General features: G+C 72.1%; 24 protein-coding genes. 13 read left to right on the top strand and 11 right to left on the bottom strand.

Annotated elements, in window-relative coordinates; all coding sequences use genetic code 11:
* Nucleotides 1-3 precede the first annotated feature (3 nt).
* Nucleotides 4-2,247 (top strand): NUDIX domain-containing protein, encoded by a 2,244-nt coding sequence (locus DMB42_RS13825; RefSeq protein ID WP_125634426.1) that lies wholly within the window; start codon nucleotides 4-6, stop codon nucleotides 2,245-2,247.
* Nucleotides 2,248-2,263: 16 nt separating this feature from the next.
* Entirely contained in the window at nucleotides 2,264-2,635 is a 372-nt protein-coding gene (locus DMB42_RS13820; protein ID WP_125634424.1) for a hypothetical protein, read from the top strand.
* A 48-nt stretch (nucleotides 2,636-2,683) separates the two neighbouring features.
* Here the strand turns inward: DMB42_RS13820 and DMB42_RS13815 are convergent, their stop codons facing one another.
* Entirely contained in the window at nucleotides 2,684-3,178 is a 495-nt protein-coding gene (locus DMB42_RS13815; protein ID WP_125634422.1) for a cupin domain-containing protein, read from the bottom strand.
* Between the two features lie 191 nt (nucleotides 3,179-3,369).
* Between DMB42_RS13815 and DMB42_RS13810 the strand changes: the two genes are divergently transcribed.
* Nucleotides 3,370-4,809, top strand: a complete 1,440-nt coding sequence (locus DMB42_RS13810) for a serine hydrolase (RefSeq protein ID WP_125634420.1) — start codon at nucleotides 3,370-3,372, stop codon at nucleotides 4,807-4,809.
* On the top strand, nucleotides 4,796-5,461 hold the full coding sequence (locus DMB42_RS13805) for a nitroreductase (RefSeq protein ID WP_125634418.1): 666 nt from the start codon (nucleotides 4,796-4,798) through the stop codon (nucleotides 5,459-5,461). The genes DMB42_RS13810 and DMB42_RS13805 overlap by 14 nt, the downstream gene beginning before the upstream one ends.
* A 50-nt stretch (nucleotides 5,462-5,511) precedes the next feature.
* Here the strand turns inward: DMB42_RS13805 and DMB42_RS13800 are convergent, their stop codons facing one another.
* On the bottom strand, nucleotides 5,512-9,480 hold the full coding sequence (locus DMB42_RS13800) for a S8 family serine peptidase (protein ID WP_125634416.1): 3,969 nt from the start codon (nucleotides 9,478-9,480) through the stop codon (nucleotides 5,512-5,514).
* Nucleotides 9,481-9,656: 176 nt separating this feature from the next.
* Here DMB42_RS13800 and DMB42_RS13795 point away from each other — a divergent pair, with 176 nt between their 5' ends.
* Nucleotides 9,657-10,652, top strand: coding sequence for a helix-turn-helix domain-containing protein (locus DMB42_RS13795; RefSeq protein WP_125634414.1), 996 nt, complete (start codon nucleotides 9,657-9,659; stop codon nucleotides 10,650-10,652).
* A gap of 28 nt (nucleotides 10,653-10,680) precedes the next feature.
* Here DMB42_RS13795 and DMB42_RS13790 read toward each other — a convergent pair whose 3' ends face one another.
* Complete coding sequence (locus tag DMB42_RS13790) at nucleotides 10,681-10,998, bottom strand: hypothetical protein (RefSeq protein ID WP_125634412.1); 318 nt, start codon at nucleotides 10,996-10,998, stop codon at nucleotides 10,681-10,683.
* Between the two features lie 206 nt (nucleotides 10,999-11,204).
* Nucleotides 11,205-11,492, bottom strand: a complete 288-nt coding sequence (locus DMB42_RS13785) for a DUF1905 domain-containing protein (RefSeq protein WP_125634410.1) — start codon at nucleotides 11,490-11,492, stop codon at nucleotides 11,205-11,207.
* A 111-nt stretch (nucleotides 11,493-11,603) separates the two neighbouring features.
* Here DMB42_RS13785 and DMB42_RS13780 point away from each other — a divergent pair, with 111 nt between their 5' ends.
* Nucleotides 11,604-12,632: an acyl-CoA desaturase gene (locus tag DMB42_RS13780; protein WP_125634408.1), complete on the top strand. Its 1,029-nt coding sequence runs from the start codon at nucleotides 11,604-11,606 to the stop codon at nucleotides 12,630-12,632.
* The gene (locus tag DMB42_RS13775) at nucleotides 12,629-14,155 is read left to right on the top strand and encodes an MFS transporter (protein WP_125634406.1); all 1,527 of its coding nucleotides are present in this window, start codon (nucleotides 12,629-12,631) and stop codon (nucleotides 14,153-14,155) included. The genes DMB42_RS13780 and DMB42_RS13775 overlap by 4 nt, the downstream gene beginning before the upstream one ends.
* Here DMB42_RS13775 and DMB42_RS54195 read toward each other — a convergent pair.
* Nucleotides 14,152-14,682, bottom strand: coding sequence for a TetR/AcrR family transcriptional regulator (locus tag DMB42_RS54195; RefSeq protein WP_125634404.1), 531 nt, complete (start codon nucleotides 14,680-14,682; stop codon nucleotides 14,152-14,154). The genes DMB42_RS13775 and DMB42_RS54195 overlap by 4 nt on opposite strands.
* Nucleotides 14,683-14,819: 137 nt before the next feature.
* On the opposite strand from DMB42_RS54195, the gene DMB42_RS13765 reads away from it, so the two are divergent.
* Entirely contained in the window at nucleotides 14,820-15,686 is an 867-nt protein-coding gene (locus DMB42_RS13765; RefSeq protein ID WP_221762133.1) for an alpha/beta fold hydrolase, read from the top strand.
* A gap of 16 nt (nucleotides 15,687-15,702) precedes the next feature.
* Here the strand turns inward: DMB42_RS13765 and DMB42_RS13760 are convergent, their stop codons facing one another.
* On the bottom strand, nucleotides 15,703-16,350 hold the full coding sequence (locus tag DMB42_RS13760) for a TetR/AcrR family transcriptional regulator (protein WP_125634400.1): 648 nt from the start codon (nucleotides 16,348-16,350) through the stop codon (nucleotides 15,703-15,705).
* A gap of 59 nt (nucleotides 16,351-16,409) precedes the next feature.
* Here DMB42_RS13760 and DMB42_RS13755 point away from each other — a divergent pair, with 59 nt between their 5' ends.
* Nucleotides 16,410-17,378, top strand: coding sequence for an NAD(P)-dependent alcohol dehydrogenase (locus DMB42_RS13755; RefSeq protein WP_260477671.1), 969 nt, complete (start codon nucleotides 16,410-16,412; stop codon nucleotides 17,376-17,378).
* 24 nt (nucleotides 17,379-17,402) lie between these two features.
* On the opposite strand, the gene DMB42_RS13750 is transcribed toward DMB42_RS13755, so the two are convergent.
* Nucleotides 17,403-18,266 (bottom strand): aldo/keto reductase family oxidoreductase, encoded by an 864-nt coding sequence (locus DMB42_RS13750; protein ID WP_125634398.1) that lies wholly within the window; start codon nucleotides 18,264-18,266, stop codon nucleotides 17,403-17,405.
* 130 nt (nucleotides 18,267-18,396) lie between these two features.
* Between DMB42_RS13750 and DMB42_RS13745 the strand changes: the two genes are divergently transcribed.
* Nucleotides 18,397-18,840: a helix-turn-helix domain-containing protein gene (locus tag DMB42_RS13745; protein WP_125634396.1), complete on the top strand. Its 444-nt coding sequence runs from the start codon at nucleotides 18,397-18,399 to the stop codon at nucleotides 18,838-18,840.
* A gap of 24 nt (nucleotides 18,841-18,864) precedes the next feature.
* Here the strand turns inward: DMB42_RS13745 and DMB42_RS13740 are convergent, their stop codons facing one another.
* Genes DMB42_RS13740 through DMB42_RS13730 form a run of 3 tightly spaced genes read right to left on the bottom strand, consistent with a single transcriptional unit; the run spans nucleotide 18,865 to nucleotide 21,012 of the window.
* Nucleotides 18,865-20,319: a multicopper oxidase family protein gene (locus DMB42_RS13740; protein WP_221762132.1), complete on the bottom strand. Its 1,455-nt coding sequence runs from the start codon at nucleotides 20,317-20,319 to the stop codon at nucleotides 18,865-18,867.
* A gap of 11 nt (nucleotides 20,320-20,330) precedes the next feature.
* Nucleotides 20,331-20,678: a hypothetical protein gene (locus DMB42_RS13735; RefSeq protein ID WP_125634392.1), complete on the bottom strand. Its 348-nt coding sequence runs from the start codon at nucleotides 20,676-20,678 to the stop codon at nucleotides 20,331-20,333.
* A 10-nt stretch (nucleotides 20,679-20,688) separates the two neighbouring features.
* Nucleotides 20,689-21,012 (bottom strand): hypothetical protein, encoded by a 324-nt coding sequence (locus DMB42_RS13730; RefSeq protein WP_125634390.1) that lies wholly within the window; start codon nucleotides 21,010-21,012, stop codon nucleotides 20,689-20,691.
* Between the two features lie 307 nt (nucleotides 21,013-21,319).
* Between DMB42_RS13730 and DMB42_RS13725 the strand changes: the two genes are divergently transcribed.
* Complete coding sequence (locus tag DMB42_RS13725; protein WP_125634388.1) at nucleotides 21,320-22,804, top strand: FAD-dependent monooxygenase; 1,485 nt, start codon at nucleotides 21,320-21,322, stop codon at nucleotides 22,802-22,804.
* 66 nt (nucleotides 22,805-22,870) lie between these two features.
* Here DMB42_RS13725 and DMB42_RS13720 read toward each other — a convergent pair whose 3' ends face one another.
* On the bottom strand, nucleotides 22,871-23,458 hold the full coding sequence (locus DMB42_RS13720) for a TetR/AcrR family transcriptional regulator (RefSeq protein ID WP_260477670.1): 588 nt from the start codon (nucleotides 23,456-23,458) through the stop codon (nucleotides 22,871-22,873).
* 115 nt (nucleotides 23,459-23,573) lie between these two features.
* Between DMB42_RS13720 and DMB42_RS13715 the strand changes: the two genes are divergently transcribed.
* Together DMB42_RS13715 and DMB42_RS13710 are read left to right on the top strand one after the other, a co-directional pair.
* On the top strand, nucleotides 23,574-24,206 hold the full coding sequence (locus tag DMB42_RS13715) for an NmrA family NAD(P)-binding protein (protein ID WP_185844642.1): 633 nt from the start codon (nucleotides 23,574-23,576) through the stop codon (nucleotides 24,204-24,206).
* Nucleotides 24,203-25,069, top strand: coding sequence for a TIGR03620 family F420-dependent LLM class oxidoreductase (locus DMB42_RS13710; RefSeq protein ID WP_125634384.1), 867 nt, complete (start codon nucleotides 24,203-24,205; stop codon nucleotides 25,067-25,069). The genes DMB42_RS13715 and DMB42_RS13710 overlap by 4 nt, the downstream gene beginning before the upstream one ends.
* The last annotated feature ends 8 nt before the right edge of the window (nucleotides 25,070-25,077 follow it).

Here is a 25,077-nt window from a genome sequence, read left to right as displayed (position 1 = left end):
GCCGTGGGATTCGACGGTTTTCTCGTGCCCGACTGGGCCAAACCGTTCGTCGGCTATGCCGTCGGCATGGACTGGCCCGAGGGCGACGAGGACGGCTGTTTCCGGCTCGCCGACGCGTGCGCGGCCACCGCGCAGGACGTCCTGGACGGCTGGGGTCTGGCGGACTTCACCCGGATCGGCGACGACTGGGACGGCGACGCGCTGAAGGAGTTCGTCACGCGGGTCCAGTCGGTGTCGGACCCGGCGCTGGTCAAGCTGATCGAGCAGCTCGTCTCGGCCGCGCTCCGGTACAACGATCTCGGCGTCCAGGTCCAGTACACCAAGCGGATGATCGAGGTCTCGGTCTGGTTCCTGATCTTCCAGATCATGTGGTTGCTGGCCGCCACCGCAGGCCCTTGGGGACCGGCGGCCGCGGCCATGGTCGGCGCCCGGATACAGCTGACCCGGCTGGCCATCGCCCAGCTCGCCAAGCGACTGCTGATCAACATCGCCCTGTTCGGCGGCCTGATGGGCGGCATGGACCTCGCGGTGCAGGCGTCCCAGTCCCGGCGCGATCAGCTCGACTGGGAACAGATCATGGCGTCGGCCGGCACGGGAGCACTCCTGGGCGCCTTTCTGACGGGCTTCACCGGGATCGTGCCCGCCAGGTCCATGTGGGGGCTGATGGGCCGGTCCGGCTTGGCGAGCAGCGCCACCGACCTGACTACGCAGATCAAGAGCGGGCAGCCGCTCGACCTGGACAGGCTGTTGAAGAGCTTCACCTCGGGCGTGCTGGGCGGCGCGGACGCCCACTGGACGAGCTGGAGCCCGATCGCGCAGGGCAAGCCGGGCCCGGGGCCGTCCGGGCATCCGCTCCCGGAGAGCTCCGGCGCGCGGGTCCACGGGGACGGTGACGGCACCACGCTCGCCGACGCCGGGGCCAGGCAGGACGTGTCGTTCAGGAACGAAGCCGGCGTCGACGCCCTGATCAACGGCTCGCGGAGCATGGAGCGGCCCGGTTCCTCCCACGCGGGCGACACCACGCTGTCCGGCCACAGCCCGTTCCAGCTCCTGGAGTACTCCGGCCGGCCCGGCGACGGTTACGTGAACGGGAACCTGTGGGGCAGGTACGGCGCGGCAGGCGTCCTGATCAGGGGCATGGACGAGCAGGGGCAGCCGCGATACCTGCTCATGCAGCAGAGCCAGTACGTCTCCAACCCCGGCAAGTGGCAACTGCCCGGCGGAGCCCTCGACAGCCTCGAACGTCCCGTGCACGCAGCCGCCCGCGAGCTCAGTGAGGAACTGGGCGTCGACCAGCGCTACCTCGACCGGCTGAAGCTCAGGGGCGAGCACGCGACGGAGGTCGGCGGCACCGGCTGGAGGTACACCAACCTGGCCGCCGACGGGCCTATGTTCACCCCGAGGCTCGACCCGTTCGAGGCCAGTGGCGCCAAGTGGTTCACGCTCAAGGAGCTCGCCGCGATGGCGAACCAGGGCGACCTGCATCCGGCCCTGGCCAGGGCCCTCCCCGACCTGCTGGCCCGCTTCCACGACGACGGGGGCGTGCCCCCCGCCGCGCACACCGGGGCGGGGGCGGGGCATCCGGGTCTGGGGCAGACCATCCGCCGATCCGGGTCGGGCCTGTACTACACCGCGCCCGCCCCGCACGTCCCGCTGGACGCGGCGTACGGCAGCCGGGCCGTCAGCCCCACGTTCGGGGACGTGGTCTGGACGGGAGTCCGCGACGACATGTCGCCGGCCGAGCTGGACGCGGCCCGGCGCTACGCCTCGGGCAGACACAGCCTGATCAACCGCTTCCTGCGCATGGGCGACGACGCCTTCCAGCACTTCCGCGAACACGAGATCCCGGCGGAGCGGGCACGCACCGTCGAGCAGATCGAGATGCTGACCTCGCTCCTGGAGCGTCAGCCGGTCCCCGAGACGATCGACGTGATCCGGATGCTGACCTCCCATCCGGACCTGTTCAGCGTGCCCATCGAGGAGCTCGTCGGAACCGTGCAACGTGAGCCGGGATTCCTCTCGACCAGCCTCGGCGACGAGGCGAGGTACCCGGGGGACGTGCACCTGCACCTGCGGGTGCCCAAGGGCACCCCGGCCTTCTTCCTGAAGCTGATCAGCAAGATCCCGGACGAGGAGGAACTGCTGCTGGGCCCGGACCTGCCGTGGTTCGGGGAGGACGTACGGCTGCGTGGCGGCGAATGGCACATCTACGCTCGGGTGCTGACGCCGGAGGAGATCGGCCGCTGATGGAGGAGACGAACCCTTGTCACTGAAGGACCAGCCCGTCTTCCGGACCGTCCGGGCCCCGGACTCCTATCCGCGCACGACGTCCGCCGCGGTCCGCTACGTCCCGATCCTCAAGGACGAGGTCGTCATCGGCTACCTGTGGGCCGCGACCACGGACGACGCGGCCCGGTACGTGCCGCGTGAGCAGGCCGGTGACGCCGTCGACGACGCCGCCGTCGCCTGGACGCAGCGCCTGCGCTGGGCCAAGGCCAACGGCGTGACCCCGCTGCGGGCGCTGCGTCACTGGGCCGGCGAGGCCGAGGACCCGCGTGCGGGCCGGGTCCCGGTGGGCAGGCCCTTCGAGCTGGCGTCCTTGGAGGCGCTGGTGGAGCTGGCCGCCGCCGGATGACGGGTACGCGACCGCGCGGGCGATCCGGCTCGGGTCGCCCGGGGTGGTTCAGGGGACGGCGTACTGGTCGTGCCTGGCGTACAGCTCGGTCCATTCGTCCTCGGTGAGCCGGCGGCCGGACGCGACGATGTCGGCGAGTTCCTGGAAGTACGCCTCCCGGGGGGCGCCCGGCGTGAACAGCACCAGCATGGAGGCGGGCGCGTCGGAGTTGTTGCTGAAGGCGTGGACACCGCCCGGCGGCACGTACAGGAAGTCGCCGGGGGTCGCGTCCCGCCATCGGTCGCCGTCGTACAGCGAGACGGTGCCCTCCAGGACGAAGAACGACTCGGAGATGGTCCGGTGGAAGTGGGCGCCGGGGCCGTTCGGGATCGCGGCCATGTCCCAGCGGTAGAGGCCGAACTGGCCGTCCGTGCTCGCCCCGGTGGCCAGGTGGCCGACCCGGGACTTGACCCCGATCGTGAGGTCCGGCGGCGCGTCGGCCGGGCGGAAGGTCGCGCTGGCGATGCCGTGTTCCTTCAGGTATCGCGGCGGCGGATAGGACATCGTTACCGGCTCCTTGCGGTGGATCGAGCTGGGCGGCATGACTCTAGAGGACGAAGTGGCCCGGCCGGCAGATCCAATTCCCGCCCGTTCGATGGAGCCAAGTCTTCCGTGAGGGAGTAGCGGTTTTCCGTAGGAAAGGCGGAGGGAGTCCGCAATGGTCGCGGCAGGAGGGTTGTCCATAGCGTTGGCGGGTGTTCAGAAACGTTGTCGCCGTTCTCTGCCTCGCCCTGCCGCCCGCGTCCGGCCCGGCCCCGCCCCACGACCCCGCCCCCTCGTCGGTGGACGCCTTCGTCGCGGCCTACCGCGAGGCGACGGGGCTCCCCGGGGCCGCGGTCGCGATCACCCACGGCAGGCGGGTCGTCCACGCCGCCGGGTACGGCGAGACCGCCTCCGGCGAGCCGGTGACGGCGGACACGCCCATGGCCGTGGCCTCGGTCAGCAAGTCCTTCACCTCGCTCGCCGTCATGCAACTGGTGGAGAAGGGCGAGGTCGAGCTCGACCGGCCGGTACGCGGCTACCTGCCCGAGTTCACCATGGCCGATCCCAGGGCCACGCGGATCACCGTGCGGCAGTTGCTCAACCAGACGTCCGGCATGGCCGACTCGGCCTTCCGCGAGAAGAGCCTGCCCCAGCCCGGCACGCTCGAAGGCGCCGTGGCCCGGCTCAGGACGGCGCGGCTCGCCACGGAGCCGGGCACCGCCTTCAGCTACCACAACACCAACTACCAGGTCGCCGCGCGGCTCGTCGAGGTGGTGAGCGGCCGGCCGTTCGGGGCCTACCTCGACGCGAACGTCTTCACGCCTGTCGGCATGCGCGACAGCAGGACCGTCGACACCGACCGCGACCTGCCCGGCAGTGCCCGCGGCCATCTGGTCGTCCTCGGCCGGGCCGTCGCCGTGCCGGAGCCGGCCGGGTTCGGCAACGGCTCCGGCGGGATCCTCAGCACCGCCGGCGACATGGCCCGCTGGCTGATCGCGCAGAACAACGGCATCCTCTCGCCCCAGAGCGTCAAGGAGATGCGCACGCCGTCCGAGCAGAGCGGGGAGTACGCCCTGGGCTGGATGATCGGCAGGACCGGACGCGGCACTCCCGTCGTCCAGCACGACGGCGACCTGTTCACCTCCACGGCCGCCCAGTTGCTGATGCCGGAGTCGGGGTACGGCGTCGCCGTCATGGCCAACACCGGAACGGCCTTCGGCGACGCTGACGCGCTCATGGACGGCCTGGTCGCCATGATCGAGGGAGGCACGCCCGAGATCCCCTCCTCGCCGCCCTTCCTGGTCACCGACATCCTGTTCGCGCTCCTGACCCTGGCGACCGCCGGGCTGGCCGTACGGGGGGTGGCCCGCGCCCGGCGGTGGGCCGCCACACACAGTCGATGGCGGCTTCTGCCATATATGGTCCCGCTCGTGCTGTGCGTCATGGTCGTCCCGATCATGCGCGTGCTCCTCCGGGGCGGCGACATCATGTGGGTCCAGGTGGTCTACCTCTACCCGACGTTCATGATCTGGTTGGTGACGGGCGCGGTCGCGGGCACGGCGGTGGCGGCCGCACGACTCCGGGCCGCCGCCGGGCATCGATGGAGATGGTCGTCGTTGAGTGAGAGGACGGGAAGACGTGGACGTGTATGAAGCCGTGGACAGCCGGCGGGCGGTGCGGGCGTTCAGTGACGAGCCGGTTCCCAAGGAGGTGCTCGAACGCGTGCTGACAGCCGCCACGCGGGCGCCGTCGAGCGGGAACCTCCAGCCCTGGCACCTATACGTCGTGGCCGGCGAGCCCTTGGCCGAGCTGAAACGGCTGGCGACGGCTCGGGCGCTGGCGGGAGACCCGGGTGACGAGCGGGAGTATCCGATGTACCCGGCCGAGCTGACCTCGCCGTACCTGGACCGTTTCGCCGCCGCGGCCACCCAGCGGTACGAAGCGCTGGGGATCGAGCGCGACGCCCCTGACCGGCCCAAGAGGATCGCCGCCCTGAACTCGGAGGCGTTCGGGGCGCCCGTCGTCCTGTTCTGCTACCTGGACCGGGCGATGGGCCCCGGGCAGTGGGGGGACGCCGGGATGTACCTGCAGACGGTCATGTTGTTGCTGCGGGCGGAAGGGGTGCACAGCTGCCCGCAGGTGATGTGGACGATGTACCGCGAAACGGTCGGCCGGATCGTCGGCGCCGATGACGGGCTGGTGCTGTTCTGCGGGGTCGCGGTCGGCTTCGAGAAGCAGGACGTGCCGGGGCTGCGTACCGGGCGGGCGGACCTGGCGGAGACCGTGAGCTTCGTCGGAGTGTGAGGCGTGGGCCGCCGGAGCGGGGGCGGAGCTTCCCGCCCCCACTCCGGTGGTCACTTCACGAGGTAGGCGTCGGCGAGAACCTGCTGGACGGAGTTGCCGTCCCGGTCCTTCGCCTCGACCTTGACCGAGACGCTGCCCGGGCCCTTCGGGTTGGGCGCGAGCACCTTGTCACCGGGCAGCACCTTGGCCGGCGTCCAGTGCGCGCCCTTGTCGTCGGAGACCCAGACTCTCTCCAGCGACGGCGACCTGCCGCCCTCGGGCCTGACGGTGAAGGTGAACGGCCTGCCGGCCTGGACCGTGTCGTTCTCCGGCAGCTTGAGCCCGTACTTGAGGCGGATCAGCGGCGCCTGGGCGCAGGGCTGCTGGTCGCCCCACAACACGGTGTCCAGGCAGGGCTGCGGGGCGTCGCCGGCCGTCGGGCGGGCCGAGCGGAACGTCCAGGTGGTCTCGACGCTCGTGCCGGGGTGCTTTCCGGCGAAGGCGTCCTTCCACGAGTCCGTGAGCCGGTACGCGCCGGATCCGGCGGGGACGGCGTAGTAGGGCAGGCCCAGGTCGTCGTACTGCGGCTCGACCTCGGTGCTGCCGCTGAACAGGTGGATCTCCTCGGTCCCCTGCGCGCCCTGGTACATGTGGCTCGGGTCGGAGGCGTCGGAGTAGTACCCGTAGCCGAGCGGGCTGAGCGCGCGCAGCCTCAGCCGGTCGCCCTGGCGGCAGCCGTCGCAGTAGACGGCCTGGCCGGCCCAGTCCGGCAGGTCGGGACCGGCGGTGAACTGCGCGGGGACGACGGCCTCGTTCCAGTCCTCCCGCTCCTTGGCGGCGCGGGTGAAGCCGCGGGCGGAGGAGGCGAAGCGCGCGCCGCCCGTGGCGAGGTCGAGGAAGGCGTAGTCGCGCTGCCACAACACGTCCCGGCCGGGCGCGTTGTAGTACTCGGTCCTGGCGGCGGGCCCGGCGAAGCTGTGCGAGCCGCGGATGCTGAGGCGCTGGTCGGGTGTGTAGGTGTGGTTGACCTCGGTGAAGTTCGCGCTCGACCCCCACGTGCCCGCCGGCGCGGGGAACTGCGCGTGGTAGGTGGTCTCGATCTCGGTGAGGTCGCGGGCCTTCGGGGCGAAGTTCAGGCGACCCGCCGTGGTGCCCTTCACGTAGTAGGCCAGTTTGTACTCGAACGGGGTGGTGGGCGTCACGTGCAGGGCGGCGCCCGGGTACGGCTTGCGGGCCAGGGCCTTGCCGAGCCGGTCGGCCTCGCCGCTGTCGATCCACAACAGCGGGATCTTGTTCTGGGCCTCGTACGCCGGGTCGGTGAGCAGCCAGGCGAACCGGTCGCTGGTGACCACGCCCGCGGCTCCGGCCTTGATGGCCAGGTCGAGGTCGGCCAGGAAGAGCGGGAGCGAGTCCCTGGCGGGGAGGTGGACGAGCTTGCCGCGCGCGTCCGCGCCGCCGCGCAGGTCGTCGCCCGTGGTCAGGCTCAGGCGCCGGTCGGCGGCGAACTTCGGCACCGCCGCGTCCTGCTCGCTGACGTAATGGGGGGTGAGCTGGAGCCCCGGCACGGTCAGTTCGACCTCGGGAGCACGGCGGACCTGGTCGAACAGCACCGTGAAGGTGCCCACCGCGGGCGCCTTCCGCACCCGCGTGACCCAGTACCTGCCCCTGTTGACCGGCTCGTAGCTCAGCAGCGACGCGTCGGCGTACATCTGGCCCGAGGCGGTCGTGCGCAGGACCATCACGTTCATGAACGCCCCCTCCGACGTGCGGGGGGTGCTCACCTGGATCGGCTCGGCGTCGGTCGCGTCCAGGGTCACCGTGGTGTCGCCGTCGAGCTTGACCTCGGGGGCGAGCAGCGAGGTGTACTGGAGCTGCCGGTCCGGCTTGGTGAACCAGTTGGGCGTGGCGCCGATGGAGTAGACGCCGCCGTGCGCGAGCTTGAGGTCGGTCTCCAGCGTGCCCGGCGTGTCGGTGGTCCGCCAGTCCATGGTGGCCAGGGTCATCGGCTCCCCTTCGAGGAGGGGGTCGGTGTCGCTGACCCGCAGGGCGGACAGGACGCCCGGCAGGATCGTCCATTCCGGCCTGCCGGCGAGCCTGACGCGTACGGTGTCCATCTTGGCGCCCTTGCGGAAGGCGATCGGCGCCGTCAGGCGGGTGGTGCCGGCCGTGGCCGTCAGGCGTCCCTCGTACCAGCCGGGGTCGCCGAGCGTGGGCTCGACGGTGAGGTCCGCGCTCGCGGACCCGCCCGCGGGGACGGTCAGCGACGACGGGCTGAGCGTGGCCATCCCGGCGGGCGCCTGGGCCTCGCCGCGCTTCAGCGCCAGGGACAGGTCCAGCGTGACCGGTTCCCCGCCGGTGTTGCGGAAGGTCACCTTCCTGGTGAGTGCCTGGCCGGCGTACGGGTCGGTGAACCCGGCGTAGACCGTCGCCAGGTCGTCGAAGACCTGCTGGGTGACGGCCTGCCCGAGGTCCAGCCGGCCCGAGCCCTGGTCGTAGGCCGGGGCGTCGCCCGGCTTCGCGGTGCCGGTCAGAGCGGTCTTGAGCTGCTCGGGCGTCCAGTCGGGGTGCTGCGCGGCGAGGATGCCCGCGGCGGCCGCCACGTGCGGGGCGGCCATCGAGGTGCCGGACGCCGCGGTGTAGTTGTCGTCGATCGGGCCGCCGCCCGGGACGCTGCTGCCCGCGCCCAGCGAGGTGCCCGCCGCGCGTGCCGCGATGATGTTCACGCCGGGCGCGGTGATCTCCGGCTTGATCGCGAAGTCGTCGCTCACACGCGGACCGCGGCTGGAGAACGAGGCGATCCTGTCGGCCGAGTCGACCGCGCCGACGGTGAGCGCCGAGTTCGCCGCGCCGGGTGATCCGACGGTGTACCGGCCGGGGCCGGAGTTGCCCGCCGCGACCACGAACAGCGTGCCGTATTGGGCGGTCAGCTCGTCGGCCGCCTGGCTCAGCGGGTCGGTGCCGTCGGTCGCGGTCTGGCTGCCCAGGCTCATGTTGACCACCCGGACGTGCGCGGTGGCCGCCTGCCACTGCATCGCCGCGATGATCTCGGAGTCGCTGCCGGTCCCGTTGTCGTCCAGCGCCTTGGCGATGGTCAGCCTGGCGCCGGGGGCGACGCCCTTGTACCTGCCGTTCGAGGCGGCGCCGCTGCCCGCGACGATGGACGCCACGTGGGTGCCGTGGCCGACCCGGTCGGTGACCTCGTCAGGGTTGCCACCGCCCGGGCTGCCCGCGGGGACGAAGTTGCGGGCCGCGGCGATCCGCCCCTGGAGGTCGGGATGCGCGGTGTCGATCCCGGAGTCGATGATGCCCACCGTCGCGCCCGTGCCGTCGAAGCCGGCCGCCCAGGCGGTGGGGGCGCCGATCTGCGGGTTGCTGACGTCGTCGAGCGCCTTGACCTTGCCGTCGAGCCAGACCTTGCGCAGGCCGCCCGCCAGGGCCTTGGCGTTGTCGCGGGATTCTCCGAGCGACTGCCCCGGCCCGAGTGACCGCCAGAACGCGGTGGCCTGCTTCTTGTCCACCTTGATCGCGGCGCCGTCGATGCTGTCCAGCACCGTCGGCTCCGCGCCGCCCTTGAGCGACTTCGCCTTGCCGGCCAGGTCGGCGGCCTTGGTACGGGGGTCGTACTGGACGATGAGGGGGATCTGCGCGGCCTTGGCGTCGCCGTACCCGTTGGCCGCCAGGTAGTCGACGTTGAACAGTTCCTTGTCCAGCAGTCCCTTGGTGACGTAAGGCGAGGCGTCAGCGGGGATGACGTAGTAGCCGTGATCGTTCTGCTGGGCCTGGAACATCCGCGCCTCCCGGCCGTCGCCGGGCTCCAGCGTGGCCGACGCGCGGCCTTTGCCGTCCTTGGCGTAGACGACGGTGTCCCCGGTGATCAGCGTGATCTTGACGGGAGGCGTGCCGGTCACCCGCGCGTCCGCCTTGGCGGCCCCGGGTGGCGCGGTCGTCGCGGTGGCCGCCGCCGGAGCCGCCGCTGGCGGCACGGCGAGTGCGGCCGCGAGTAAGGCCGCGAGCCCGCGGCGCCGGGGGGTGGGCAGCATGCGCACAACTTTCTCCAGACGTGAGAACACCGGCCATCGTCGCCCGTGCGTGATGGAGATCATTTCTTTGCTGACCTAATCTGGGATTCAGTCAGGGCACAAGTCCGCCGAACGGGCCAAAACCCGCCAGGTGGCGGTAACCCGCCGCCCTGTCTCCGCGAGAAAGGGTGTCGTCGATGCTCGAAGCGATCGGCCTCTCACCGGCCGAGAGCCGCCTGTACGTGACCCTCGTGGACAACCCGCGATCATCCGCCGACGAGCTCGCCGTGCAGTGCGACGTCTCGACGCTCCTCGCCGCCCGTACGCTGGCCTCCTTCGCGCGGCGCGGCCTGGCCAGCAGGCTGCCGGGCCGCCGCGCCCGTTATGTCGCCGTCGCCCCCGACATCGCCATCAGGCCGCTGCTCACCCGGCACGAGGAGCAGCTCCAGCAGGTCCGTACGGCGATCCATGAGCTGACCGGCTCGTTCCACCTGGCCTCCCGCTACGCGACGCATCCGGCCGAGCAGGTGGAGGTCATCACCGGGACCGACAACATCATCAACCGGGCGTACGCGCTGCAGGACAGCGTCCAGGCCATGTTCCGCAACATCGACAAACCCCCGTACGCCATGCGCGGTCACGGCGACAACGTCGAGCGCGAGCGGCAGATGCTCAGGTCGGGCATCGACTACCGGACCGTGTACGACCGGGAGTCCCTGGCGGTCCCCGGCAAGTTACGCCTCATCCAGGACTCCATAGCCCATGGGGAGCAGGCCCGCGTGGTGGCCGGGGCGGCGGCCAAGATGTGGATCGCCGACGACTCGCTCGCCCTGATCCCCATCCGCAACGGGTCCAACTCCATCGACGCGGCGTTCGTCCTGCACCGGTCCGCCCTGCTCGACGCGCTGATCGCGCTGTTCGAACTGGAGTGGCGGCGGGCCTTGCCCCTGCGCGCGGCCTCCCGGCCGGCCGGGCACTCCACCGAGTACGCCGCGCGTTCCGACGAGCCCGACGAGCCGACCAGGGAGCTGCTCGGGCTGCTCGCGGGCGGCCTGACGGACGAGGCCATCGCGCGGACGCTGGGGCTCGGGCTGCGCACCGTACAGCGCCGCATCCACGCCGTCATGCGCGCCCTGAACGCCGTCACCCGCTTCCAGGCGGGACTGGAGGCCCGGGAACGCGGCTGGGTCTAGCCCGCCGGAACGACCGCCGGCCGGCCGATCAGCGTGGGCGGCTGAGGGCGACCTCGGCCAGATCCGTCCATCGCCCGGCCGAGGAGTGCGGCACGACCACCCAGTCCTTGACCGTGCGGCCTTGCCCCATGGGGTCGAACAGGCACGCCCCGGCCAGTTCGAGCGCGGCCGCGTGCTCAGGGGTGTCCCTGACCAGCCGGAACACCATCGCGCCGTCACGCTGCAGGCTCGCGAACACCTTCCCCGCCTGGTCCTTGAGCGCGGGGCTGCCCATCATGCGGGAGACCCGCACACCCAGGTCGGCCAGCTCGGCGCCGACCCGCTGGAAATCCTCTTCCGCGCTCATGCTCAGTGGTGTCCCCAACGTCGTGGTGGTGTGGGTCGGGCGGCTCGCCGGGGCTCTTCCCGCGTGACTCGACCGCCTCGGTTCCCGCCTTCCGGCAGAACGGCGATCAGGCTAGCAGGACCGCACAGATCCGGAGAAACCGCCGCCACAGGCTGTCCTCCTTGACCTTCGCCCCGGGCAGGAGCCATACGGCCTCCGCGCGGAGCTCAGAGGTCGACGGTCAGGCGGACGGTCACCACGTCCCCCACGTCCAGCCCCTCCGCGCTGCGCACCCCCGCCTTGACCGGCACGAGGTAGCGGCCGTCCTTGGGGAACAACGACGTACGCCATCGGGTCTCGTGGATCTGGGCGGTGACGGGGATCATGCCCCAGCCGTAGCTCACCGAGGCGGCGGTCATCGCCAGGTCCTGGCACTCCTCGTCGGGGACGGTGACGAAGTGCCAGGGCGCGGGGCCCCTCCAGAACCACACCTCACCGCTGAACTCCAGCTGCATCGCCACAGCATAGTCACGCGACGATCACCGTCCAGTGCGGTCACCCGTCCAAACAGTTGTCACAAACAGATGTTTTGCGCATCTGTTCAAAACGTGTGTATGGTCGGCGGCATGCCACAAGCAACCGCAACGGCCCCGGCCGCGAGCGACTTCAGTCACCTGTCCAGACGCATCAGGCAGGCCGGGCTCCTCGACCGCCGCCCCCGCCACTACCTGTCCCGGCTCGGTGCGGTGGCCGGCCTCTACCTGGCGGGCGTGGCGGCGTTCTTCCTGCTCGGCGACTCCTGGCTCCAGGTGCCGCTGGCCGCCTGCTTCGCGATCGTCTTCGCCCAGGTCGCCCTCGTCCTGCACGACCTCGCACACCGGCAGATCTTCGCCGCCCGCGGCCCGAGCGAGGCCCTCGGACGCCTCGGCGGCAATCTCGGGATCGGCCTCGGCTACGGCTGGTGGATGAACAAGCACACCCGCCACCACGCCAACCCCAACCACGAAGACCTCGATCCGGACGTCGTCCCCGACGTCCTGGTGTGGTCGCAGCGGCAGGCGCGCGACAGCCGCGGGCCGGCCCGGCTCATCGGCGGCCGGCAGGCCCTGCTGTTCTACCCGCTGCTCCTGCTGGAGGGGCTCAACCTGCACCTGGGCGGCATTCGCGCCCTACGCCGGCCCTGGATGAGACACCGCGTTCTGGAGGGCGCGCTACTGCTCGCCCACTTCGTCCTCTACCTGGGCGCGCTGGCCTGGGTCCTGTCACCGGGCAAGGCGCTGGTCTTCTTCGCCGTGCACCAGGGGCTGTTCGGCCTCTACATGGGCTGCGTCTTCGCCCCAGGCCACAAGGGCATGCCGACGCTGACCGGGGAGGCCACCCTCGACTTCCTGCGCAAGCAGGTGCTCACCACCCGCAACGTACGCGGCGGCCGCTTCGTCGACGTCGCCATGGGCGGGCTCAACTACCAGATCGAACACCACCTGTTCCCCAGCATGCCCAGCCCCAACCTCCGCCTGGCGCGCCCCATCGTGCAAGCCCACTGCCGCCGGCTGGGCCTGCCGTACCACGAAGTGGGTTTCCTGGCCTCGCACGGCGAGGCCCTCCGTCACCTGCACCACGCCGGTGCTCCCCTCAGGCAGAAAGGCCGCCCATGAAAGCCGGACGCAAGCAGTGGATCGGGCTGGCCGTCCTGGTCCTGCCCGTTCTCCTGATCTCCGTCGACCTGCACGTGTTGTCGTACGCGCTGCCGTTCATCAGCGCGAGTCTGGCGCCGAGCGGTTCCCAGCTGCTGTGGATCATCGACGTCTACCCGTTCATGCTGGCCGGACTGCTGCTGCCGATGGGCACGCTGGGTGACCGGGTCGGACGGCGGCGGCTGCTGATGGCCGGGGCGGCGGCGTTCGGCGCCGCCTCCGCGATCGCCGCCTTCTCCCCCAGCGCGGACCTGCTCATCGCCACCCGGGCCCTGCTCGGGGTGGGCGGCGCCACGCTGATGCCCTCGACGCTGTCGCTGATCCGCAACATGTTCCACGACGACGGCCAGAGGCGGATCGCGATCTCCATCTGGACCGGCGCGTTCGCCGGGGGCGCCATGCTGGGCCCGCTGATGGGCGGCGCGCTGCTGGAGCACTTCTGGTGGGGTTCGGTGTTCCTGGTCAACCTGCCGGTGATGGCGTTGCTGCTGCTCCTGGCGCCCCTGCTGCTCCCCGAGTCGCGTGACCCGCACCCGAGCCGGTTCGACCTGCCCGGCCTGGTCCTGTCGCTGGGCGCGATCCTGCCCGCGATCTACGGGATCCAGCACATCGCCCAGGAGGGCTTCGGCCTGCCGCCGATCCTGGCCGTCGTGACCGGCCTGGCGCTGGGTGTCGCCTTCGTACGCCGCCAGCGTTCGATGCCCGACCCGATGCTGGACGTGCGCCTGTTCGGCAGCCGCGCCTTCACCGCCGCCGTCGGCGCCAACACCCTCGGCGTCTTCGCCATGGTCGGCTCCAGCCTGTTCACCACCCAGTACCTGCAGATGGTCATGGGCGCCCGGCCGCTCGTCGCCGGCCTGTACGCGCTCCCCTCGGCCGGTACGGCGATGCTCGCGGCGGGGCTGGCCCCCGTCCTGGTCCGCAGGGTCCGTCCCGGGGCGGTGGTCTGCGCCGGGCTGCTCGTCGGCGCCGGCGGGTTCGCGCTGCTGTCCGGGCTGGACGTGACCGGCCAGGCCGGCCTGCTGGTCGCCGGGATCATGCTGATGGCCGGCGGCGTCACCCTCGTCCTGACCGTCTCCGCCGACCTGATCATCGCCACCGCCCCGCCGGAGCGGGCCGGCTCGGTCGCCGGACTGTCGCAGGTGGCCACCGAGTTCGGCGGCGCGCTCGGCATCTCCGTGCTGGGGAGCATCGGCACCGCCGTCTACCGGGGACGCCTCGGCGACGCCGGCGCTCCCGCCGCCGCGCTGGACACCCTCGGCGGCGCGCTGGAGGCGGCGCGGCACCTGCCGGAACCGGCCGGGACCGCGCTGGCCGCCGCCGCCCGCGCGGCCTTCACGCAGGGCCAGCACCAGGCCATGATCGCCGCCGCCGCGGGCCTGTGCCTGATGGCGCTGGTCGCGCCGGTCATGCTGCGTTCGGTACGGCGTGCGCCCCGGCCGCAACTGCGCCCGGAGCAGTCCGGACGGCACGTGCTGCGTTAGCCGGCCGCCGCCACCGAACGGATGCCGGCGGCCAGGTCGTGAGCCGTCGGGGCGTTGTCCGGATCGACCTGCCAGCGCACCAGCAGGCCGATGAACAGCGTCAGCACCACCTGGGCGCCCGCCTCGTCCTGGCGCGGCAGGCGCCGGGCCAGCTCACGCAGGGCCAGCGCCTGCCCCTCGGCCAGGCGGGCGCGTACGTCGGGAAGATGCGGCGCCTGCGCCAGCGTCTCGACGTTGGCGCGCCACACCATCGGATTGGCCCGCAGGGACACGATCAGTTCCGCCAGGAACGTCTCGAGCCATTCCCTGGAGTCGTCCGGGAACGCCTTGAGCACCTCCGCGACCGCTTCGCCGGTCACCTCGATCATCGCCTGGGTGAGCAGGGCGTCCTTGGAGCGGAAGTGATAGTTGATCGCGGCGAGGTTGCTGCCGGAGACGGCGACGATGTCCCGGACCGTCGTGCGGGCATATCCGCGTTCGGACAGGCACTGCTTGGCCGCGGCCAGCAAATCCTCAGGAACTCCCACGCGGTGATCTTATCAGCGCCGCGAACAAGCGTTTCAAACATCTGCTTGACTCCCGGGTGTTATTGGTCCAGTTTCGCCCGGAATGAAACCATGATGTGCCGGTGCCGCTTATGGCTAGCGTGGCTGGAGTGCAAACAGTGATCACTGAAGCGGGCCGCACCCTTGCCGTGGAGCAGTGGGGCGTACCCGACGGGACGCCCGTCTTCTACCTGCACGGCAGCCCCATGGGACGCCTGGCCCGCCATCCCGACGACTCCCTGTTCACCGGGCTCGGCATCCGGCTGATCACCTTCGACCGGCCCGGCTTCGGGGGCTCGACGCCGCTGCCGGGGCGGCAGGTGGTGGACGGCGCGGACGACGTCGCCGCCGTCGCCGACGCGCTCGGCCTCGACCGTTTCGCCGTCTACGGGGTCTCCGGCGGCGGGCCGCACGCGCTGGCGTTCGCCGCCCGCCACCCCGGCCGGGTCAGCCGGGCCGCCTCGCTGGCGGCGCTCGCCCCGCGCGACGCCGAAGGGCTGGACTGGACGGCCGGGATGATGGAGGGCAATCAGCGCAGCGCCGCCGTAGCCCTCCAGGACCGCGACGCCATGATCGCCCACCTGGGGACGGACTCGTCCGGGCCGCCGCAGTTGCCCCCGGCCGAGGCCGCCGTGCTGACCCGTCCCGCGATCAGCGCCATGCTCGCGGCCGCGTACGCCGAGGCGGTTCGTCCCGGACTCGGCGGCTGGGCCGACGACGTCATCGCCCTCTTCGGCCGCCCGTGGGGGCTGGACCTCGCCTCCATCACCGTGCCGGTCCGGCTGTGGCACGGCGCGCTGGACGGGGTCGTACCGGTCGCGCACGCCCGCTGGCTCGCCGCCCACATCCCCACCGCCACCCTCACCGTCCAGCCCGACGCCGGGCACGCCGGTCACTTCGACGCCACCCCCGCCACGCTGGAATGGCTGCTCAACGGCGACGAACCCCGTGGCGACAGGAGCCCGGCCGCGGCCGTCACGAGCTAGGCGGCGCCGCGCCGCGTCACGCCCTCCGGGTCAGGTCGCCGAGCGTGAGCGGCGGCGGTGGCGGCAGCGGTTCGGCGTGCCCGGCGCCGAAGGACTGCAGCAGGTACGCCACCAACCGCCGCGACGCCGCCTCCACCCCCTCCCCCGCGCCGGCGATGAGGCCGCAGTTGGCCCTGAACAGCAGCACCAGGTCCGCGACGTCGAAGTCGGCCCGCAGCCGGCCCGTGGCCTTGGCCCGCCGTACCATCTCGGCGAGGCCCCGCTCGGCCCGCACCCGTGTCCGCTCGTAGTCGACCGCGTCCGGGAACGCGGTGAGGAAGGCGTCGGTGAACCCCCGGTCGGCGACCTGCATCGCGCACACCTTCTCGATCGCCGTGCGGAACCCCCGCCACGGATCCGGGTCGGCCAGCGCCTCGTCCACGACCGACGCGCACGCCGCCAGCTCGTCCCCGAACACCTCCGTGATCAGGGACTCGCGGGACGGGAACCGCCGGTAGAGGGTGGCCACCCCGACCCCGGCGCGCCGGGCGATGGCCACCATCGGCGCGTCCAGACCGCGCGCCGCAAACGTCTCCCGCGCCGCGTCGAGGATGCGTGCCCGGTTGTGCCGCGCGTCCGCCCGCAGTTCCCCGGCCGACGCCAACTGAGAGGGATGATCAGCCATATTTCTCACATTAGCGTAAGTGGACAACCCCGTCCGGTTAGCGGGCTAGCGTCGTCCGTATGGAGACGAACCAGATGCGCGCGGCCCTGTTCGACCGGTACGGACCGCCGGAGGAGCTGTACGTGGGCACGGTGCCCAAGCCGGTCCCCGCCCCCGGACAGGTGCTGGTCCGGGTGCACGCCGTCAGCGTGAACGGCGGCGAGGTGCACGGCCGGACGGGCCGGCTGCGCCTGGTGACCGGGCTGATGCAGCGGGGCTTCCCGAAACGGGTCGGGATCGACCTCACCGGCGAGATCGTCGCCCTCGGCCCCGGGGTGACCGGCCCCAAAGCGGGCGACCGGGTGTGGGGCGCGCTGGGACGCACGTTCGGGAGCGCCGCCGAGTACGTGGCGATCCGCCCCCGCCGTCTGGCCCCGGCCCCGGCGGGACTCGACCTGGTGACGGCCGCGGCGCTCCCAGTGGGCACGACGGCCATCACGGCGCTGCGCGACCTGGCCGCGCTCAGGCCGGGCGAACGCCTGCTCGTCCGGGGTGGCAGCGGCGGCGTGGGCGTCGTCGCGGTACAGCTCGGCCGGGCGCTCGGCGCCCACGTCACCGCCCTCGCCGGGGCACGCAACCTCGACCTCGTCCGCGACCTCGGCGCGCACGAGGCGTACGACTACGCCGCCGTCGCCCCTGCGGACCTGGCCAGGTTCGACGTGATCCTGGACACCGCCGGCACCGAGCACGCCGCCTTCCGCCGCCGGCTGACGCCGTCCGGCCGGATGGTGGCGATCGCCTTCGACCAGCGCAGGATCGCGGCGTCCCTGGCGTACATCGCCGCCTCGGCCGTCCACGGGCGGCGGCGGGTGCGCTTCTTCAGCGGCAACCCCACCACCCGGCTCTTCACCGACCTCACCCGGTACGTGGACAGCGGCGCCGTCCGCCCGGTCGTGGACACGGTGTTCCCCTTCGACGACATCGCCCAGGCGCACCGGACGCTGGAGAAGGGCGGCGTACGCGGCAAGGTCGTCGTACGGATCGCCTGAAAGCACGGCGAGGTCACCGTCGGGTCAGCGGCCGATCTTGTCCAGTTCGGCGAGATCCTCCTCCGAGAGCGGCAGTCCCGCGCCCGCGACGTTCTCGCGCAGGTGGGCCACCGACGAGGTGCCGGGGATCAGCAGGATGTTCGGCGAGCGCCGCAGCAGCCAGGCCAGGGCGACCGACATCGGCGTGGCCTCCAGCCGGGAGGCCACCGCCGTGAGCGCCGAAGACTGCAGCGGTGTGAACCCGCCGAGCGGGAAGAAGGGCACGTACGCGATGCCCTGTCCGGCGAGCTCGTCGATCAGCTCGTCGTCGTGGCGGTGGGCGAGGTTGTACATGTTCTGCACGCACACGATCGGCGCGATCGCCCGTGCCTCGGCGACCTGGTCCGGCGTCGCGTTGCTGACGCCGAGGTGCCGGATCAGGCCCTGCCGCCGGAGTTCCGCGAGCGTGCCGAACGCCTCGGCGAGCGAGCCTGGCCGAGTGCCCTGGGCGTCGCCGAGGCGGAGGTTGACCACGTCCAGCGTCGCGAGGCCGAGGTTCTCCAGGTTCTCGTGCACGGCCCGGCGCAGCTCGTCGGGCCGCCGGGCCGGAGGCCAGCCGCCCTCCCGGTCCCGGGTCGCGCCGACCTTGGTCACGATGTGCAGCGAGTCCGGGTACGGGTGCAGCGCCTCGCGGATCAGCTGGTTGGTGACGTGCGGCCCGTAGGCGTCGGCGGTGTCGAGGTGGGTGATGCCGAGGCCGGCGGCCTCGCGGAGGACGGCGAGCGCGCCGGCGCGGTCGGCGGGTGGCCCCATGACCCCGGGGCCGGCGAGCTGCATGGCGCCGTAGCCGAACCGGGTGACGGTCAGATCGCCCAGGGTCCAGGTGCCGCCGGGAAGCGTGCCGCTCATGTCGTGCCTTTCGTGTCGAGCCAGCGGGCGGTGCCTCGTGGCGCCTTGCATCATCATTGGGGTGTAGCTTCCTGATGGGAAGTAGGCACTCCGGAGTGCGTAAGGCGCCCGCAGGTGAGAGGAACGGCCGATGGCGACGACGACGGCGGCCCAGCAGAGGGCACAGGCGAAGGTGGCGTACGACGCCTTCGTGGCGGCCTGCCCCAGCCGCAGGCTGCTCGACCGGATCTCCGACAAATGGGTCACGCTGATCCTGTCCGCGCTCGGCAGCGACGCCCCGCACCGGCCCGGCGCCGACTGCGCCGGCGAGCCCCGGGCGATGCGCTACTCGGAGCTGCTGCGCCTGCTGGCCGGCGTCAGCCAGAAGATGCTCACCCAGACACTGCGCTCCCTGGAACGCGACGGCCTGGTGACCCGCACCGTGACGCCGACCGTGCCCGTCACGGTCTCCTACGAGCTGACCGACCTCGGCCTGTCGCTGTACGAGATGACGCGAGGCCTCAAGTCCTGGGCCGAGCAGCACATGGACGAGGTCCTCGCCAACCGCGAGTCCTACGACACCCGCACCACCTGAGACGCGCGGCTCGTCGGCGAGCGGTCAGACCACCTCGAACGTGCTCATCATGGCCATGTCCTCGTGTTCGAGATTGTGGCAGTGCATGACGTAACGCCCGCGGTAGCCGGTGAAGCGGGTGATGATCTCCACGGTCTGCGTCTCCCGCAGCTCGACGGTGTCCTTCCACTCCGCCGGCCCGCTCGGGCGTTCGCCGCCGATCGAGAGCACCTGGAAGGGCGCCAGATGCAGGTGGACGGGGTGGGCGACGTCGCTCGTCACCCGCCAGATCTCCACCTGGCCGAGCTTGGGCCGGGCGTCGACGCGGCGGGCGTCGAAGGGCTTGCCGTTGATCAGCCAGCCGGTCTCGCCGTGCAGGTCGCCGCTGTTGAACTCGAAGTCGCGGGTCACCGTCGCCTGCGCCGGGTCGAGCCGTTCGACGCGCGAGAGCGTCGGCGGGATCGCCGAGTCGTCGCGGGCGTCGCGCTCGACGGTGAAGCGCATCACCTGGGCCTGCGGTCCCTCCTCCAGAAGGTTGCGCAGCTCGACATGGTCGCCGACGCGGTAGGCGGCGAAGTCGACGATCACGTCGGCGCGCTCGCCCGGCGCGAGGCGTACCTGCTGCAAGGGGCGAGGCGCCGCGAGCAGCCCGCCGTCACTGGCGACCTGGGTCAGGGTGCCGCCGGGCGACAGGGCCAGCTCGTAGACGCGGGCGTTGGAGGCGTTGAGCAGCCGCAGCCGGTAGCGGGCGCGGTCCACCCCGAGCTGCGGCCAGGGCGCGCCGTTGACCAGGATGACGTCGCCCAGCACGCCGCCCATGAACGCCATGCGGGCGCCGGGGCCGTCATCCCTGACCGGGTAGGGCATGGTGCCATCGGTGTGGAAGGAACGGTCGCAGATCAGCAGCGGCACGTCACGTTCGCCCGACGGGAGCGGCAGCCTGTCCTGCTCGTCGTCGCCGACGAGGAAGAACCCGGCCAGGCCGCGCCAGACCTGCGGCCCGGTGTAGTCCATACGATGGTCGTGGTACCAGAGCGTGGCCGCGCGCTGTTGCAGCGGGAAGACGTAGTCGCGCTGCGTGCCCGGCTGGACCAGGTCGGTGGGATAGCCGTCGGACTCCGGCGGGGTGTGCCCGCCGTGCAGATGGGTGACCGTCGGCGCGGCCAGGCGGTTGGTGACGCGCACGACGGTCCTTCGGCCGCTGCGCGCCCGGATGGTGGGCCCGGGGAACTGCCCGTCGTACCCCCAGATCGGGGTACGCAGGCCCGGCAGGATCTCGGCCTCGGCAGGTCGCTGGACGAGTTCGTAGTAGTCGGTGCCCGCGTCGGTCCGTACGGGCTTGGCCACCGCGGGCAGCGGGAGCGGCACGGTGTACGGCTTGGGCAGCGGCGCCCCGCTCGTCAGGAGCTGTGGCAGCGGCGTACGGCCCACCAGGGAGCAGCCCGAGACGGTCAGCGCCGCGCCCAGGCCGAACAGGCGCAGCGCCTGCCGTCTCGTCATCCGGGTCACGGTCATGCCGACGCCGTCCGGGCGCGGTCGGCGGACCAGACCCGCGTCATCTGCACCATGCTGCCGCCGAACATCAGCACGCCGAGCGGCACGTGCAGGATCTTCACGTGTGCCATGCCGAGCGCCATCTGGACCAGGGTCATCACCAGCATGCCCGCCGCGGCCATGATGGCGGCCCGCTCCCGGGTCATCACGGCGGCGACCAGGTACAGCAGCACGGTGGCCGCGACGGCCAGGGCCGTGGCGCTGTGCACGGCCCGGCCGCCCGCCGAGGACAGCAGCAGCCCGGCGGTCACCGCCTGGATCAGGAGGGCGACGGTCTGGGCGGCGAGCGCGATACGCAAGAACATGATGGCTTCCTTAGCGGGTGGAGGGCCGGGCGACGAGCGCGGCGGTGACGATCAGCACGAACGCGGCCAGCGCGCCCGCGCCCAGCGCCAGCAGGCGCGGCCGGCCGCGACCGGCGACGGCCAGGCCGAACGTGGTGAGGATGGCCAGGGCCATCGCGCTCTGCATGACCGGCTCGTTGACCTTCATCATCGTGGTGTGGAAGGTCAGGCGCACATCGAGCGGAACGGCGTCGAACGTGGGGATCACGTTGGCCGCGCCGTACCCGAACGCGCCCGCGAGCAGCCCGGTGGCCACCAACGCCGCGCCCTGGCTGTACCTGACAGCGGTTCTCATGAGCAGCAATCGTCGTCCGGCGGGGGCCGCGGCGCGTCCCACGTGCGGACTCATCTGCCGCTACCCCAGCGGGATCAGAATTCCGGCCGGACTACGACCGCGGAAGTAGTCCCGCCCCGGCCGATCCGGCGCACCCGACGGTGACGGTGTACTCGCCCGTACGCTCTGTGTCGTACGGCGACCGCGGCACGCTTCCGCGACGAGGCCACCGGGGCGACTATCGTTGCGGAAACCGGCACCCCCACGGTTACCGTCGGCGCAGCGGTCGGCGACCTCATCGCCGATCCTGTCGAACGGAGCATCCGTGATGAACGTCGATGTGATCGTCGTCGGAGCCGGCCCGACCGGGCTCATGCTCGCCGCAGAACTGGGCCTCGCCGGAGTGAACGCCGTGGTCGTCGAACGGCTGGCGCAGCGCAGCGGGCAGTCCAAGGCGCTCGGCATCCAGCCCCGCTCCGCGGAGGCACTCGAATTACGGGGCCTCCTGGAACCCCTCATGGACCGGGCGATCCAGCGGGTGGCCGGCGGGCATTTCGCCGGGCTTCGACTGGATTACACCGCCTGGGACACGCGGTACCCGTACTCGATCGGCATCCCTCAGGGGCGCGTCGAGGCGCTGCTCGAAGAACGGCTCGGCGAGCTGGGCGTGCGGGTCCTGCGCGGACGCGAGGTGGCCGCGCTGTCGCAGGACGCCGACGGGGTCGAGGCGACTCTGCGCGGCCCCCAGGGCGAGTCGCGGCTCACGGCCCGCTTCCTGGTGGGCTGCGACGGCGGCCGCAGCACCGTCCGCGAGCTGCTGGGCATCGGCTTCCCCGGCCTGGACGGGAAGTTGCTCTCGGTGGTCGCCGACATCACGATCTCCGACCCGGACGACGCCGTGCCGGAGACCTGGACCCTGCCCGTCATGACGCCCGACAAGTACGGCAAGGGCTACATCGCTCCCATCGGCGACGGCGTCCACCGGTTCCTGTTCTACGGACCCGAGCAGCAGAAGCTCCCCCGCGACAGCCCGATCACCGAGGAGGAGGTGCAGCGGGCCCTGCACCACGAGTTCGGCCCGGGGGTACGGCTCACCGGCATCCGCTGGGCCTCCCGGTTCAGCGACGCCTCACGTCAGGTCGAACGGTACCGTCACGGGCGGATCCTGCTCGCCGGGGACGCCGCGCACATCCACTCCCCGTCGGGCGGCCAGGGACTCAACCTCGGCCTCCAGGACGCGTTCAACCTGGGCTGGAAGCTCGCCGGGGAGATCGGCGGGTGGGCGCCCGACGGGCTGCTCGACACCTACCACTCCGAACGGCATCCGGTCGCCGCCCGCGTGCTCGCCAACACCCGGGCCCAGGCCGTCCTGCTCGTCCACGACGAGGAGAACCTGGCCCTGCGCGACATCGTCGAGCAGCTCGTACGGGTGCCGCAGGCCAACCGGATCGTCGCCGGCATGATCTCAGGACTGGACATCCGCCACGACCTCCCCGGCCCCCGGCACCACCTGCTCGGACGTCACGTCCCCGACCTCGACCTGGAGACACCGTCCGGACCGGACCGCGTGGCCCGGCTGCTGCGCGACGGCCGCGGCCTGCTGCTGACCACCGCCGACGAGGCCGCGTTCACCGAGGCCGCCGGGCCGTGGTCGGCCAGGATCGGCCGCGCGCACGTGAAGGCCGACCTCGGCGCGGACGCCGTGCTGATCCGCCCCGACGGCTACGTCTGCTGGGCCGGCTCCGCCACCGGCACCGCCGGCCTCACCGAGGCCCTGACCCGCTGGGCGGGTCCCCCCACCCGCCCGTCCTGACCCGCGCTCCCGGGCCTGCGATTCTCGGCGAAACACGCCCCTGGACCAGGCTCGCGGCCGGTTCGCCTACGGATGCACTCCGGTCAACGCCAGGCCGAGCAACCGCTCGGCCTGAGCCCCGGCGTCGGGTTCCTGCTCAACGGCCAGGCAGATGGCGTTGACCAGTTTGAGCAGGTCCGTGATGGAGACGTCGGCTCTCGCGGCGTTCGCCTCACGGGCACGGGCCAGCAGGCCCGCTCCGGCATCGGTGATCATGCTGTGACAGGTGGCCCCCAGGGCCGGATCGCCGTCATGGGCTCCCCGCATCATCGCGGCGGCCAGCCCGCGGTTGGACACGGCGTGCCGGGCGACGGCTCCGAGCCAGGACGCCAGCGCGCGTCCGGGGTCGGGCCCGGCGGCCAGGTCGACGGCGGTGTCGCACAGGGCCTCGACCTTGCCCCGGAAGACCGCCTCCAGCAGTCGCTGCCGGGAAGGAAAGTGCCGGTGCAGCGTCGCCGAGCCCACTCCGGCGCGGCGGGCGATCTCCTCCAGGGACGCCTCGGCCCCGTGCTCGGCGACGGCCTCGGCGGCCGCGGCCAGGATGCGGTCGTAGTTGCGGCGCGCGTCCGCGCGCATCGGCCGCTCGGTCGAGGTCGTACGGCTGTCTGGCGGCATGAGATCTCCGGCTTGCAAAAACGGGGTGGCCCTCCATATCGTACACAGCGATAACCGGAGGGCCACCCCAGTTAAGCGGGACGGCCCTCGCATGCCTGCCTTCTGGAGACACATCGTGAAGACCATCGTGGTGACCGGGGCCACCGGCCCGGAGGGCCGGGCCGTGACGGCGCGGCTGCTCGCCGACGCCGGGCGCCACGACACCGGGAAACTGCCGCGGAACACCGTCAGCAAGTGGCGGATCGAGCAGCACATCACCCGGCTCGGCCTGCCCGCGACCTTCCTGCGCCCGGTCTCCTTCATGGAGAACTACACCGGCTCCTACCACCTGCACGACGGCGCCGTGGCCACCGCGTTCGCCGCCGACGTACCCCAGCAGATCATGGCCGTCGACGACGCCGGCGCCTTCGCCGCGCCGGCCTTCGCCCACCCGGGCGAGTGGATCGGCCGCGCGGTCGACCTGGCCGGGGACGAACTGACCCCACGCCGTATCGCCGCGCTCATCTCCGAGGCGATCGGCCGCCCGCTGCCGTACGTCCAGATCCCGATCGAGGTGATCGCGCAGGCCGGCGAGGAGTTCGCCGTCGCCTGCACCTGGCTCAACGAACGCGGCTACCGCGCCGACGTCGCCTTCACCCGCGCCCTGCACCCGGGCCTCATGGACCTGCGTACCTGGCTGGAGCGCACCGGCGCGGCCCGGATCGCCGATTTCCTGGCCGCGCGGGACACCGCCGGGCAGGCCCGATGAACACGCCCGACCTCGGACGCGTCGGCATCTGGGCGGGCGACATGGACCGCCTTCCCGCCTCCGCCCTACGTCGGGCAGCCGCCGCCGTCGAGGATCTCGGCTTTCCGGCCCTGTGGTTTCCCGAGACGACCGGCCGCGAGGCGATGGCCCAGGCCGCCCTGCTGCTGTCGATCACCCGGCGGACGGTCGTCGCCACCGGCACCGCCGGCATCTACGCCCGCGACGCGATCACCACCGCGGCCGCGCAGCGCACCCTCGCCGAGGCCTTCCCCGGACGGTTCCTGCTCGGCCTCGGCGTCAGCCATCCCACCCTGGTCACCGAGGTACGCGGCCACCGCTTCGGCCCGCCCGTGGCGACCATGCGCGCCTACCTGGACGCGATGGACACCGCGCCGTTCGGCCCGCCGGTCCCCGCACCGCCGAGGGTGCTGGCCGCACTGGGCCCGAAGATGCTCCAGCTCGCCGCCGTACGCGCACGGGGCGCCCACCCGCTGGGCATGCCGGTCGAGCACACCCGCCGGGCCAGAGTCCTGCTGGGGCCGCGGGCGCTGCTGGCGGTCACCCAGCTCGTCGTCGTGGACCCGTCCCGGGCCCGCGCGTCCGAGCTGGCCCGCGCCCACGCGGCCGCCGCCCTGCCCAACCGGCTCGCCCTGCTCCGCGACCTGGGCTTCGACGACGCCGAATCCCTCGACGGACGACTGGTCGACGCCCTGGTCGCCACCGGCGAGCCCGAGGACGTCGCCCACCGGGTCGCGGAGCACCTCGAAGCCGGCGCCGACCACGTCAGCCTGCACGTCCTGACGACCACGCCGGACCAGCCACCCCTACGTCAATGGCACGAGCTCGCCACGCGATTGTTGTGAGCGGGCGT

The organism is Nonomuraea sp. WAC 01424, assembly GCF_003947315.1.
Taxonomy (GTDB): domain Bacteria; phylum Actinomycetota; class Actinomycetes; order Streptosporangiales; family Streptosporangiaceae; genus Nonomuraea; species Nonomuraea spiralis.
The sequence above is the reverse complement of the archived record's forward strand: the minus strand, read 5'-3'. Positions and strand labels throughout refer to the sequence as shown.